The organism is Schaedlerella sp., from assembly GCF_056796775.1.
This window is the reverse complement of record NZ_JBQIKP010000036.1, coordinates 36,947-51,118: the sequence shown is the minus strand read 5'-3', so window position 1 is coordinate 51,118 and position 14,172 is coordinate 36,947. Positions and strand designations below refer to the sequence as shown.

The following is a 14,172-nucleotide window of genomic DNA, read 5'->3' as shown; positions in this document are numbered from 1 at the left end:
GACCGCTTTGCGGAGATTGTGGAAGATATAAATATGTTTCGTGAGACAGCACTGAGAGAATTACTGCCGTTGGTACAGGTAGCGGAAGCACTGGCACAAAGTATGATGTGACAACGACTAATCCGCCATATATGTCAGTAAGTAATGGTGGAGCAAAACTTATAAAATATGTGCAAAAGAATTACGAAGAAGGAAAAGCTGATTTTTTTGCTGTTTTTATTCAGCGATGCTTGCGAATGACTAAAACTAAAGGCTATGCAGCTTTGATTACTCAGCACGCTTGGATGTTTTTGGGCAGCTTTGAAAAATTGCGTACCTATTTATCGGCATATAATATTACGAGTATGGCACATTTAGGAGCACGAGCTTTTGAAGAAATAAGCGGAGAGGTTGTTCAAACGACAAGTTTTGTTATAAACAATTCATACCTTTCCGATTTCAAGGGAGTTTATGTTCGTCTTGTAAGTGGAATAAGTCAAACTGAAAAAGAAGAAATCTTTTTATCTGGAAAGGAACGATATTCAGCAAAAGAAGAAAACTATGAAAAAATACCAGGAAAAACAATAGCTTATTGGACGAGTAAAGAAATGTTAGCAGCGTTTGACAATAAAATTCTTTATGATGTAGCTCGTCCAAGACAGGGAATGGCAACGACAAATAATGATTTGTTTTTAAGATTTTGGCACGAGATTCCTTTTGGGAAAATGGGGATTGGTTGCACATCTCAGGAAAATGCTCTGGAAACACATAAGAAATGGTTTCCGGTTACAAAAGGCGGAAGTTTTAGACGATGGTACGGAAATTTTGATTATGTCGTTAATTATGAAAATTCAGGAAAAACAATTTGTGACTATATAGATAATACACCTGGTGTTAGGGTTAAGTCTAACGGACGCATTATCAATAGGGATTTGTATTTTCATGAAGGAATGACCTGGTCTACAATAGCATCTGGTCCTTTTGGTATGCGCTATGTACCTTCTGGATTCATATTTGAAACAAAAGGCTCTATGTGTTTTACAAGCAAGGAGTTACTTCCATATTTACTTGGACTGTATAATACACCTGTAATTCAGTGCTTTTTGCAAATGGTATCACCAACATTAGATTATCATGAGGGTCCCCTTGGAAAAACACCGGTTATAATAAAGACTAACGAGGAAATAGAGCAGTTAGTAGAAAGAAATATTGGCCTATCTCGCAATGATTGGGATTCCTTTGAAACATCATGGGACTTCCAGCATCACCCACTGCTTCGTGAAGTTCCTACTATTTCCGGAGCCTTTGACCAGTGGCAGGCTGAATGTGACGACCGCTTTAACCAGTTGAAAGCCAACGAGGAAGAACTGAACCGTATTTTCATTGACATTTATGGCTTGCAGGACGAGCTGACACCAGAGGTCGAGGATAAAGATGTAACCGTCCGCAAGGCAGACCTTGGGCGTGATATTCGCTCTTTCATTTCTTATGCTGTTGGCTGTATGTTTGGTCGCTACTCTTTGGATGTGGACGGTCTTGCTTACGCTGGCGGTGAATGGGACAAGGTGAATTCCTCCGAAGGAGGAAGAGAAGGCTCCCTGGGATGTGCCAGCAAGTATGCGTCTTTCCCTGCCGATAAGGATAACATTCTCCCGATTTGCGACGATGAATATTTTGAGGATGATATTGTGGGTCTGTTCGTAGAGTTTGTGAAAACGGTCTATGGTGCAGAGACATTGGATGAAAATCTGAAATTCATTGCTGATGCACTGGGTGGCAAAGGACAGCCGAAAGATGTGATTCGCAATTACTTCCTTAACGATTTTTACGCCGACCATTGCAAGATTTACCAGAAACGCCCGATTTACTGGCTGTTTGACAGTGGTAAAAAGAACGGCTTCAAGGCACTGATTTATATGCACCGCTATCAGCCGGACATCATTGCCCGTATCCGTACCGATTATGTGCATGAACAGCAGGCTCGTTATCGTACAGCTATTGCCGATCTGGAACAGCGTATAGCCAATGCTTCCACAGGCGAACGTGTGAAACTAAATAAAAAGCTGACTGCTTTGCAGGCTCAAGATACCGAGATCCGTACCTATGAGGAAAAGATTCACCACCTTGCCGATCAGATGATTTCCATTGATCTGGATGATGGCGTAAAGAAGAACTATGCAATTTTTCAAGATGTTTTGGCTAAAATAAAGTAAAGGAGGGCTTGCTTATGATGGCAGATGAGAACATTAAAAATCCTAATGAGCTTGAGTTTGTTGTATTTTGCATTGAAAATGTTGCGGCAAAGCTGGGCGTGGATGCAGAGCGTGTTTATCAGGCGTTTACCGAAAAGAGCGATATTCTGAACGGTTATATCGTGCCGGAATATGAAGTGTTGCATACCCAGAGCCGGGAATATATCGTAGATGACCTCCTTGATGTGATAAAGGAAAGGGCTGTGGAAATCTCATTTTCTAATGGAGAGGTTCAAAGAGAACAATCATCTGGCATGACAGCAAACCCAATTTTACTTCAGAAAAAATATTGTCGTATCATCGAGTGCTTTGCAAAACAGCAGGGACTTTCACTGGATGCGGCATTGAACTTTTTCTATCATTCTGAGGTTTATCAGTTGATTCGAGATGGTGTATCGGATATGCACTGTATGAGTGACGCGTATTTGGTGGATGAACTGGAACAGGAATATAGTCGAAATATGGAATAATAGCTTGTCAATAAATTTTGGATTCAGTGAGTCCAAAATTTAGAAACACAAAAAATAATGTGAATATCTAAACACAGGGAGGTGCTGTATGACACTACAAGAAGTGGTTGCAAGATTTAATACAACTCCATTTTTGTTTGCAGGATCTGGTATTACTCGAAGATATTACGGATTACCAGACTGGGTTGGTTAAATTTATAAAATTCATGGCTCTGTACAAAATCCAGAATCTATTGTCATTAACAAAGCGGACTATCAGAAGTTTCATGACAAAGGCAAATATCTTGCGGCCAAACTGATGACGATTTTCATGGAATATCCGATTATTTTTATGGGGTATTCTATTTCAGATTCAGATATTCAGGCAATTCTTAGCGACGTTGTGGAATGCCTGCCATTGGATAAAATAGAAATGTTACAAAAACGCTTTGTGTTTGTTGAATATAAGTCGAATTTTATTGGAAGTGAGATAGCTTCACATTCGATGGTTATACACGGTAAATTGTTGGAAATGACTAAAACCACACTCTCAGATTTTAGCTTGTTATATGATGCTTTGTCTGTGAAAAAAGCGGCTTTGCCAGTTAAATTATTGCGCAGGTTTAAAGATGAGCTTTATACTTTTGCGTTGACTCAACAACCAGGATCAACGATGCAGGTTGCTTCGCTGGAAGATGGTCGTATTGACGAAAATATGCTTGCATTGTCGATTGGTTTGGCAACGACAGGTGTATATGGTTTGGCAAGAGCAGTAAACTCTGAACAATGGTATAGAAACATTATTTTACATGATTCGTTATATTCACGCGAACAATTATTGGAGTTTGTTTATCCAGAACTTGCAAAGAAAAAGTAGATATTGTACAATATCAAAACATTTTGGAAACTATATTTAGAGAAAATATTAATATTTTGAGCTCACTGGATAGTCCTAATCGTAGCAATCTTAATAGAATGATAAGAATATATGATTTCTTTAAATATGGGCAAAAAAAGACCCCGTGATTCAAGCATCTGCAAGCAGACACCATCACGGAGGCTCGGACAGTTGGAATACAGGCAACATAGCATCTGTAAACAGACACCATCACGGATGCACTATAAACCTATGCTTATTATATAAGGGAAAATATTTTTTGTCAACGACCAGATTTTGGATAAAGAAGGGAGGAGGATCATGACCATAGAAGAAATTCTTGCAGGGGAATTGAAGAATGTAGAGTTCAAAGAAAACCTGCCAGAGAAAAGTATTAAATATATGAAATCTGTAGTTGCCTTTGCCAATGGAACCGGAGGTAAAATCATTTTCGGAATTGCTGATAAGACCAGAGAAGTGATTGGCTTTGACAAGGAAGATGTATTCAAGAAAATGGATGCCATTGCCAATGCTGTGTCGGATAGTTGTGAACCGGCAATTATTCCAGATATTACATTACGGACAATTGACGGTAAGACTGTTATTGTAGCGGAAATTTCCGAGGGCAGACAGCGACCGTATTATATCAAGGCTCTTGGTAGAGAAGGCGGGGTATATGTCCGTGTTGCCGGAACTCCCCGTCTTGCTGACGAATACATGATCAAAGAGCTGATGTTTGAAGGAAGCAACCGCTATTTCGATCAAGCTTTGTGTACTGGATTAACGATTACAGATGAAGATATTGACGCTCTTTGCAAAGCCATGAAGGAACAGGCAGTGCAAAACGCTCATAATGAGGAACAGAAAGCATCTATCAAAGATGTTGGCAGACAGCAGTTGCGTTCTTGGGGAGTTTTGATTGAGCGTGACGGAATAGATTATCCGTCCAATGCCTTTGCCATTTTGACTGGCAACGGAGGACTTCATGTCACAACACAATGTGGTGTGTTCAAAGGTACAACAAAAGCAGTATTTGTTGATCGTAGAGAATATCCCGGCCCGCTTTGGGAGCAAATAGACGAAGCATTTCAGTTTGTTCTGCGGAATATTCATCTGGGTGCGACTATTGTGGGGATTTACCGGCAGGATGTTTATGAAATTCCACCGGATGCCATTCGTGAATTAATTATCAACGCTGTGGTACATCGCAGTTATCTGGATCATGGAACGATACAGGTTGCTGTTTATGATAACCGGCTGGAAATCACTTCTCCTGGCAAATTGCCAATGGGACAGACTGTGGAACGTATGAAGGAAGGTTATTCTAAAATCAGGAATGAAGCACTTGCCCATGCGTTTTCTTATATGAATTTAATTGAGCATTGGGGAAGCGGCATCCCGAGAATTATTGGCAAAGTAAAGAAAGCCGGATTGCGGGAACCAGAATTTATTGGTGGTGAAGTTGATTTGCGTATCAACATTTATCGAGACCAGAGCAATGATACAGTTGACCTTAATGACCGGGGTAGTGATCTCAATGATCCCAATAGTGCCGATAAAGTGCCGGGTAATATTTCAAAAGTGCCGGATAGTGCCGATAAAGTGCCGGATAATACTTCAAAAGTGCCGGATAATGCTATCAAAATGCCGGATAGTGAACAGGAACAACGTATTTATAAATATGTACTGGAAAATGGTTCTATAACAACAAATAAAGTGATGGAACTTCTTAATGTGAAGCAGCGTAGAGCAAGGGTTATTTTGCAGTCGATGATTGAAAAAGATTGGCTGAAAAAAACGGGTGCAGCAAGAAGTACCATTTATTTGAAGAACACAGAGGGGAGGTAACGCAGCATGGATACCGACAAAGTAATACAAGACTTGAACCGGCGGTTTGCTGCCCCTTTGCCGGAATTTTATCAGCGTCGTATCATCTTCTGGTACGACAAAGATAAAGAATTTGAGGACAAGTTGGACGAGGTGGTCCTTGAAAATGCAAAGGTGATTGCACTGACTGGTAACAATGCGTTTTCTGTGAAAAAACTGCTTTCAGTGGATGATTTGACTACCAATTATCTGGTTTACAGTCCATTGTCTTATGACCGCCCAGATGATAACTGGCTTTTAGATATAGAGCTTTACAGCGAGGAGTTCCGGGCAGATTTGATTTCTATTTGGATGGATGAGATGGGACTTGCATCGAATCCGGCCATGAGAAAGCAGGTCAAAAATTATCGTGCCTATTTCAATGCGAAAGACCGTCGTTTGAAAATCAGCACTCAGAATAAAGTTCCGGCAACTCCGGCACAGCTGCATATGGCTGTGATGGCGGCAATCTGCGGATTGAAGGACGCACAGCCGAACCTGATTTTACGCAGTGTGTTTCGGGGAGGACTTGTTTTGAACAACAATGCAGTTTATCAGGATTTTGTAAAGTATCATGCAGACGGCGCATTCTGGGCGATGGTTCGTCAGGGATGTGGATTTGCTGAGGAAGAACCTGATCTTGGACGGCTGGCAATTCATTTGCTGCTGACTGCTGCTACCCGTACTATGCGGCAGGAATATCTTGCCGGACTGGACGGATTTATTTCCATGCCGCACCAGGCGTATTGTTACGATTTCATTTCGGAATGGTTTCATAGCAAAGATATTCAGCAGCTTTATGATGTGGCAAGATATGTGGAAGATGAAGCACGTCTGCGTCAGCGGTTTGAAAAACTGACGGTTGACGATCTGGTAGGTACAGAGTGCTTCCCGTGCATCAACGAAGTGATTTTGACAAAGCTGATGACCGAAATCAGCGACCATATCATTGATGTGGATACCATTATTTCAACCGTAGAGAAACGTAGAACCTGTGCATGGTATGAGCCATTTGAGAATTTTTATGACGGTATTTTGCAGGTTGCAAATATGCAGAGCTTCTTCAAGGAACACTCTGCCGGATTCCATACCGCAGAAGCAAAGGGCATCTGGAAGGAATACACCGAAAGCTATTATCAGATGGACACTTACTACCGTTTGTTCCACCTGAGTTTCCAAAAGAGCCTGGAGACTTCCAATATTCTGCTGGACGATCTGTTCAAGCACGTTGTTGATAAAGTGGAAGGACTTTATACTCACTGGTTCTTAGGTGAACTGGGTAACAACTGGTCGGATGTGTGTGCAGACGAACTGGCAGCCTATGGCAAGGTTCTGGAAGTACCGCAGCAGGAAGAATTTTATTGTTCTCGCATCAAAACTTCAGATACCAAGGTATTTGTGATTATTTCGGATGCTCTGCGTTATGAAGTGGCGGCAGCGATGGCAGATCAGCTTCGCAGAGAAACACAGAGTAAGGTTTCTCTTGGCAGTATGCAGAGCATCTTCCCTTCTATCACGAAGTTTGGTATGGCAGCACTGCTTCCGCATAAGGAACTGACGGTAGAACTTCGGAACGATATTTTGACTGTGCTGGCAGATGGGCAGTCTACGGCAAGCGGCTATCGTGATAAGGTCCTGAAATCAGAAGACCCGACGAGTGTAGCATTGAAATATAATGACATGATCGCCATGAAGCGGGCAGAACGGAGTGCATTGGTGAAAGGAATGGATGTAGTTTACATCTATCATGATACCATTGATGAAGCAAGCCACACTTCTGATACCGCTGTTTTTGCCGCCTGTGATAAAGCGATTTCAGAACTGAAAAATCTTGTGCGTATTATTGTAAATGAATTTGGCGGTACGAATATTTTGATTACAGCTGACCATGGATTCCTTTATACATACAGCCCGTTGACTGAGGATGACAAAGTAGGAAAAAATGAGTTTTACGATGTGGACAGGGAAAGCATAAATGATCTTAAAAAAGAAAGTGCGAAACGCTGTGTGGAGTATGGCAGACGATATGCAATCATGCAAAAAGGCGTACAGCCAAACTACTTATTGCCTGTGAAGTTCCTGGACGGGAAGTCTGACTTTGGCGGTTTTGCACCAAGAGAAAGCATTCGCATTAAGATGAATGGCGGCGGCATGAACTTTGTGCATGGCGGTATCAGCTTGCAGGAAATGGTTGTTCCGGTCATCGAGTATCACTATCTCCGCAACGATTCTATGGAGTATAAACGTAATAAGCAGAAATATGATACGAAGCCGGTAACGGTTAATCTGTTGTCAGCAAACCGTAAAATCAGTAATATGATTTTTTCTCTGAATTTCTATCAGAAGGATGCTGTTGGTGCCAACCGTGAAGCAGCTGCCTATCAGGTTTACTTTACGGATGAAGATGGCAGGCAGATTAGTGATGTTCAGAAGATTATTGCAGATAAGACAAGCGATAATGGCGCAGAGCGTACTTTCCGTTGCCAGTTTAATCTGAAATCTCTGAAATACAGCAATACTGCTGCTTATTATCTGGTCATTGCAGACGAACAGGGATTGCAGATGCCACAGCGTGAGCCATTCCAGATTGACATCGCTTTTGCGGTGGATGAGTTTGATTTCTTTAGCTAATTGTTCAGCTGGACTATGAAGTGGAAGAAATTATTCAGATTGCTTTGGAAATATTTGATAAAGGAGTATAATAAATATGTTATGGTCTATTCGCAGGGGAATTATATTCTTTGTATTCGGTATTTTTATTTTTTTGAAACCGGATTTGATATGGAAAATAACAGAATAATGGAAATCTTATCGTGCAGATGAACCCTCTGATTTGTATGCTTAAAAATTAAATCAGAACCACCCGAAAAGCCGTTGCATGGACAAAAACCCAAGCAACGGCTTTTCCTTATCTCAGCGTCGGCAGCAGGAAAGCTGATTTCCCTTTGGAAAAAACGGCTCCCACCGCGAATCATTCCAGTACTTTCACAAACGCGTCCGCCCTTGTACAGGGTCTCCACTCCTCTGCATCCGCCGGTTTCCCGGTCTTCATAAAGTTCACCCAATACTCCAGCATCTCCCGGCTCAGCTTCCGATCCTGCTCCTCAAAGGGCCGCCAGCATCGGTCCAGCGTGCCGAACATATACCAGAGTTCTGCGCAGTGGAACGCCCCCCAGTCGTCCCCCGGCAAATGCCGCTTAAAGTAATACACATAGGAAGGCTGGTTCCAGAGTTCCTCTGTTTTTTGGCTCCACTCAATGCACCCTTTGTAAAGCGTCGTCTTCTCCCCTCTTTCCAGCATTTCGGGCGTGACAAAAAGGTCATTTTCCGTAGTGCCCAGCATATACGGAATCTGCTTTACATGTCCGTTCTCCAAGCAATCCGTTGTATTTTCCGAAAATACATATCCGTCTGCAACCGGCATGAACAGGATTCCCTCCTGCTTCCCGGCGCTGTATGCTTCCGCCAGCAGTTCCAGCCGGTCTGCCGGCATGGCCCGCAGCTCCTCCAGCGAACCCGCCTTTGTCTCTTCCACAAATTCCCGGCCGATCTCCATACTCTTTTCCCAGGCACGGCCAGCAAGCGCTTCGTTGTTATGTGCCCCGCCGCTCTGGAAGATAGCCTTTGCGATCCTGTTTCCGGTTAATTCCGTAGATACAAGAAACTGTGTGCTCATGGCCCCGGCTGACTGCCCGAACACCGTAATATTGTCCGGATCTCCGCCAAATGCCTCAATATTGTCATAGACCCATTTCAGCGCTTCTATCTGATCCAGAATACCGTAATTCCCCGATACGCCATGTTCATTCTCTGCGTTCAGCCAGGGGTGTACCAAGTTCCCCCACATTCCAAGACGGTACGCAATGGTAACCAGGATCACTCCCCGCCCGCAGTATGCTTCTCCGTCAAATTCCTTTTCCCAGCTCCAGCCGCTTCCAAAGCCGCCTCCGTGCACCCAGAATGCAACCGGCAGTTTTTCTCCGGCCTGCTTCGCAGGTGTCCAGATATTCAGATAGAGCATATCTTCACTCATCTCCGGAATATACCGGGGATCATCGTAAAATTCTTTCAACAGCTTTTCCTTCCAGAAGGGAACCTCCCCTTCCGTATCATTCTCCTGCCAGCCCCGGGCACGAAACCTGTCTGCACGGTACACGCCCTCCCAGGGTTTTACGGGCCGGGGCGCCTTCCAGCGGAGTTCCCCGACCGGCGGCTCTGCATATGGGATTCCGCAAAACAGGGAATATCCCGTTTTCTCCACGCCTTCTATCACACCATATTTCGTTGTTGCCAGCTTCATATTGATTATTCCTTTCCAGGTTTTTCCTCTCAGAATTTATTTGCAGAGCTTCCTGCCGCAGGCAGCCTGCAGCCACGGCTCCGCACGTTCTCTACTGCCCCTTTAATATAGTCTCCCTGCGATCCTTGAGCGTCTGGCGGATAACTGTCATTTTCTCTTCATTCAGGTCAAAAAGCAGCATCGGGACGATCGCCGCTGCCGCCGCCACAAGGGGAACAATATTGACGCCTGTATTGATCCCGGTCAGCGCACGCTCCGTCAGGTCTGCGCCGTTGGTATACCCGAATGCCGCCATGACCATCAGCCCGATGGAACCCGCAATGGCCGCGGAGATCTTCGTCATCAGCCCGTTAAACGCAAATGCCACTCCGTCGTTGCGCACACCGGTTCTGTATTCATAATTGTCCAGTGCATCGACGATCATAGCGCCCACACATGCACTGTACCCGCCGCCAAGTCCATAGACCAGATTTGCGGCAATGGTATAAGGAATATTGGTATATGGGCCTGCAAACATCATGATCAGTCCGATAATCTGGATGATCTGTGATACAATGACCACCTTTTTCTTTCCGTACTTCCCGATCAGCGCCGGGACAAAGGGGATCAGCACCAGGCCCACCAGCCCGCTTACGGACATCAGTACAGATGCCCAGGCCATATTGCCTACACAGAACATATAATAATAGAAAGCGGTGCTTGCCCTTCCGATCTGGCTGAACATTGCGCAGAACATGTATACATAAACGCACAGCAGGTTTTTATTGGTAAAAATGGATTTTATAAATCCAAAAAAGGACGTTCCTTTTTCACCCTCTTTAGCGGCTGTGATCTCTTTTGCCTTCGCAATGTCCGGATTTTCTTTACAAAGCCGCACCATCAAAAGAACCATCGGCAGGGATACTACCGCATAGACTATGGCGGTTTTCTGATAGCCTGCTTCCTGCACGCCGTTTCCAAGCATCAGGATCAGGGGCATGGTACACATTCCCAGCACCGTACTTCCAAGTCCCCCTGCCCACATACTGGATGCGAACAGTTGGTTCAGCCGCTTCGGGTTGTCCGTCATCCGGGAAGGCAGTGCGTTAAACGGCACATTCATCACCGTATAAGCCATACCCAGCCCGATATAGGTCACATAGGCGTAGAACAGCTTTCCGCTGTCTCCGAATCCAGGCACGCTGAACGTCAGAATGGTAAAGACCACCAATGCAGCGGCACCAGCGATCATATAGGTACGATATCCTCCCACCCGGGTATATGTCTTATCCATCAGCGCCCCCATCATCGGGTCATTGATTCCGTCCCATACCTTCGCCACGAGCAGAAGCGTTGCCACCGCCGCCGCGGACAGTCCGAATACGTCGGTATAAAAATATGCCAGGTACATGTTGACCATCGTAAAGGATAGCTGGCACGCAAAATTCCCCATCCCATATGCCCCGACTTGAATCCGTCCGACATTTTCTTTTACTCTGTTTCCGGTTTCCATAAAAGAAATCCTCCTTTTCCTTTGTTTTCTTATTATTTTAAGATTTCTTTTCCCGAAAAACTAATCCTCAGCCTTTGAAAAATGTCCTTTCCTTGAAAATGCTGATGTCCGGATAGATCAGAGACGCAAAAATCATCTATATATTTGTCGATTTTTGCTGTTTTTCCTTCTCTGAACCGATAATCTGGATTTCCGGCCATCTCCGCAGACTTGTTTCTCCCTTTTTAAGGATAATCCTTGCTGAAAACCAGGATCAGCGCCATCTCGTTGGCCTCCAGCATCACATCCAGCTCCAGTATCCCTCCTGTAACCTCCTGATACAATACCTCCATCCGTGGAATGCAGATCTTCTGCAGGTATGCGATCTCCGATCGCAGCAGGTCATTGGCGTATCCCAGCTTTTTCCACTCCGCCAGAACATTGCCGGAGGCTTCCCCCACCCGGTAAATGCATATTTTTTTCTTTCCGTTTTTCATCCCCTCCAGGGCAAAGGTCAGCTCCAGCCTATGGCTGTTCCGGAATACGAACGGCAGCTCGCCGGGCGCCAGCCGGTCCTCGTCCTTGAGCTGATAACCGTAGCTGAACTGCTTCGCGTTAAATGTCAGGATCTGGACAGAGTCCCCATGCTGGGATGTGGCGATGTAGTGTTCTCCTTTTCCAAGCATCCGCTCGCCCAACTGCTTCCAAAATTCAAACGCATAGTAGGCCGGCTTCGGCAGAGCGTCCCTGGTGATCAGTCCGGTGGCGCCGATCAGCGGGGCCGCAGAATCAAAATACTGAGAGGGACAGTCGCTGATCCCCCAATAGCTCACCCGGCAGATCCTGTCCGCGACATCCACCATCTGCGTCAGCATATGGCATGCCTTTGCGCAGCTATCATTGTAAATATTCCGTTCCGAGAGAGAGGTATTCCATTCAGATACCCATACCGGTGTTTCCGGATAGCCTGCCTCTCTCATGAGCGCATAATAATTTTCCATATCCTGTTTTACAAAGTGGGTATCCGAATCAATGCTCAAAAGGCTGTACTGTTTTCCTGTCTCCTTCTTTTCATCCCATTCCACCTGGTATGGATAACTGATAAATGTCAGAAAATCCGGCCGCTCCTCCCGATCCTTCCACCAGAGGAGCTGTTCCTTTAGCACGTCCCGGCTGAGCTCAGTATTCAATCCGCTGCCCCCGATCTTCGCTTCCGGAGCATAAGTCTTGATGATGCTCCTCGTCCGCTCATATAAAAGAAAATACGGAATCTGTCCCGCGCCGGTCACCTGTTCCACGTCGTACCAGATCTCAAAGCCCCATCTGCCGACCTCCTTTGCCGTATAGCGGTCTGTCAGATGCTTCATCAGCGCTTCCAGGGCACGCTCCCACTCCTCTAGGGACAGAAAAACCGGATCTGTCCTGATCTCCTCCAGCCTTTTATCCGAACCGATACTGACGATCATCTTTTTCTGCCGCTCCGGAAGCTCAAATACCGGAACTGCGTCCTGCTCCAGCAAAAAATCCAGTACCGTATCCATTTTTTCAAAATTCATCTGTTCCGTCCCGTGGCCGGACCGTATTTTCAGCTCCGGATCAAACGGGTTGGACAGCCGGATGCATTTCACGCCCAGATTTTGTATTACCATGGCCACATGCTTCTGCACCCTTGCCTCCAGAAGATTGGCAAACATCCCGGCATTCATGCAGTACAGCGCCGAATCCCCGAAGGGACTTCCCTTCCTTGTATCGATCAAAATTCGTTTCCCCTTCGTCTCTGCCTTTTTCTTATAAGAGGCGGAATCCTTTAAATAGGCCGCCAGCCCATCCAGATCTGAAGCGTTCATTTTCTGTACCGGTGTGTTTCTTTCCTGCCGGAATTGTTTGGGACTTAAGGAAAATGCCTGCCTGAAATTTTTATTAAATACGGACAGATTGGAATATCCGCAGTCATAGGCAATCTCCGTGACGGTCTTATTGGTGGACAAAAGCTGTTCCTTTGCCTGTTCCAGACGGAGATTTCTCACATATTCCGTAAATCCGGTTCCCGTCTCCCGTTTGAAAAACCTGGAAAACGCAGATTCCGACATGTACCATCTCGCCGCTGTCTCCGCCAGATTTAACGGCTGGCCGTAAGACGTTTGGATATAGTCCATCACTTCCCCGATCTTATCACCCACCGGCGCGGTCTTTCCGGGACTTGCCGCCAGATACTGGGTTTTGATTCCCTCCCACAGCGCATAATACAGGCTTTCCACCCAGAACCCATCCGGTGCTTCCGCATATTTGCTCAAAATCGTTTCCAGGATGTAGCGGATTCTCCCATAATCCTTCTCCGGCTCTCTGACACTGTTGCATAAAAACAAAAATGGCTCCTGCTTCAGCGCGTTTTTCAGCACATAATAGTCCATATATATCTTACAGACCAGCGCGCCCTTATGGCCGCTCCAGCCGTGCGGTTCTTCCGGATTGATCAATATCACATCCTTTGGAAACGCCTGAAAATCTTCTCCCCGGATATGGATCTTGGCCTGTCCTGTCAGCACATAGATCAGTTCTGCGCTTCTGTGGGAATGGCAGGCTTCCCCGCCTGCCGATGTAATCTGTATCTTGTTCATTTCCTGTTCTCCTGACTGTTGTTTGTAACCAATTTGCGTAGCAAATTGATTGCCTTCTGAATGCAACCACTCGCACAGCAAGTGATTGCTTGCCCGCCAACTGCGAAGCAGACTTTAAATGCGGGCAATACCCGTATCATTTATTTATACGATACTTTACACTCCCCCATTGTCAAAACCAGTTTCTGCGTCGACTCGATTGCTTTCTGTCTGTATATGCTGCCCTCTGCCGGGCAGAAAATATATTATTTTCTTAGTTTATATCTTTCAGCATATCTGCGCTTTTCTCCCTGCTGCTTTTTGAGGCGAAAAATTTTATCTTTTTCCACACAAGAAAACTGCCATGACAAAAATCATAGC

Annotated in this window: 8 protein-coding genes and 1 pseudogene; 6 read left to right on the top strand and 3 right to left on the bottom strand. The window is 45.2% G+C overall.

What is annotated here, in order from left to right; genetic code table 11:
- The first annotated feature begins 107 nt into the window (after positions 1–107).
- The 6 genes and pseudogenes from pglX (at position 108) to pglZ (ending at position 8,054) form a co-directional block, all read left to right on the top strand.
- Positions 108–2,192: a BREX-1 system adenine-specific DNA-methyltransferase PglX gene (gene pglX, locus ACTOY7_RS15395; protein WP_482672708.1), complete on the top strand. Its 2,085-nt coding sequence runs from the start codon at positions 108–110 to the stop codon at positions 2,190–2,192.
- A 14-nt stretch (positions 2,193–2,206) separates the two neighbouring features.
- Positions 2,207–2,419 (top strand): annotated as a pseudogene (locus ACTOY7_RS15390) (DUF3791 domain-containing protein); the annotation flags it as partial.
- 66 nt (positions 2,420–2,485) lie between these two features.
- Positions 2,486–2,701: a DUF3791 domain-containing protein gene (locus ACTOY7_RS15385; protein WP_482672496.1), complete on the top strand. Its 216-nt coding sequence runs from the start codon at positions 2,486–2,488 to the stop codon at positions 2,699–2,701.
- A gap of 193 nt (positions 2,702–2,894) precedes the next feature.
- Positions 2,895–3,557 carry an SIR2 family protein gene (locus tag ACTOY7_RS15380; protein ID WP_482672709.1) on the top strand — a complete coding sequence of 221 codons (663 nt, stop codon included), beginning with the start codon at positions 2,895–2,897 and terminating at the stop codon, positions 3,555–3,557.
- Positions 3,558–3,878: 321 nt separating this feature from the next.
- Positions 3,879–5,405, top strand: coding sequence for an ATP-binding protein (locus ACTOY7_RS15375; protein WP_482672494.1), 1,527 nt, complete (start codon positions 3,879–3,881; stop codon positions 5,403–5,405).
- Positions 5,406–5,411: 6 nt separating this feature from the next.
- Positions 5,412–8,054, top strand: a complete 2,643-nt coding sequence (gene pglZ / locus ACTOY7_RS15370) for a BREX-1 system phosphatase PglZ type A (protein WP_482672495.1) — start codon at positions 5,412–5,414, stop codon at positions 8,052–8,054.
- A gap of 340 nt (positions 8,055–8,394) precedes the next feature.
- Here pglZ and ACTOY7_RS15365 read toward each other — a convergent pair whose 3' ends face one another.
- The 3 genes from ACTOY7_RS15365 to ACTOY7_RS15355 form a co-directional block, all read right to left on the bottom strand.
- Positions 8,395–9,723: a carboxylesterase/lipase family protein gene (locus tag ACTOY7_RS15365; protein WP_482671745.1), complete on the bottom strand. Its 1,329-nt coding sequence runs from the start codon at positions 9,721–9,723 to the stop codon at positions 8,395–8,397.
- A gap of 91 nt (positions 9,724–9,814) precedes the next feature.
- Positions 9,815–11,215, bottom strand: a complete 1,401-nt coding sequence (locus tag ACTOY7_RS15360; protein ID WP_482671744.1) for an MFS transporter — start codon at positions 11,213–11,215, stop codon at positions 9,815–9,817.
- A gap of 224 nt (positions 11,216–11,439) precedes the next feature.
- Complete coding sequence (locus ACTOY7_RS15355; RefSeq protein ID WP_482671743.1) at positions 11,440–13,812, bottom strand: GH39 family glycosyl hydrolase; 2,373 nt, start codon at positions 13,810–13,812, stop codon at positions 11,440–11,442.
- Positions 13,813–14,172: the final 360 nt, after the last annotated feature.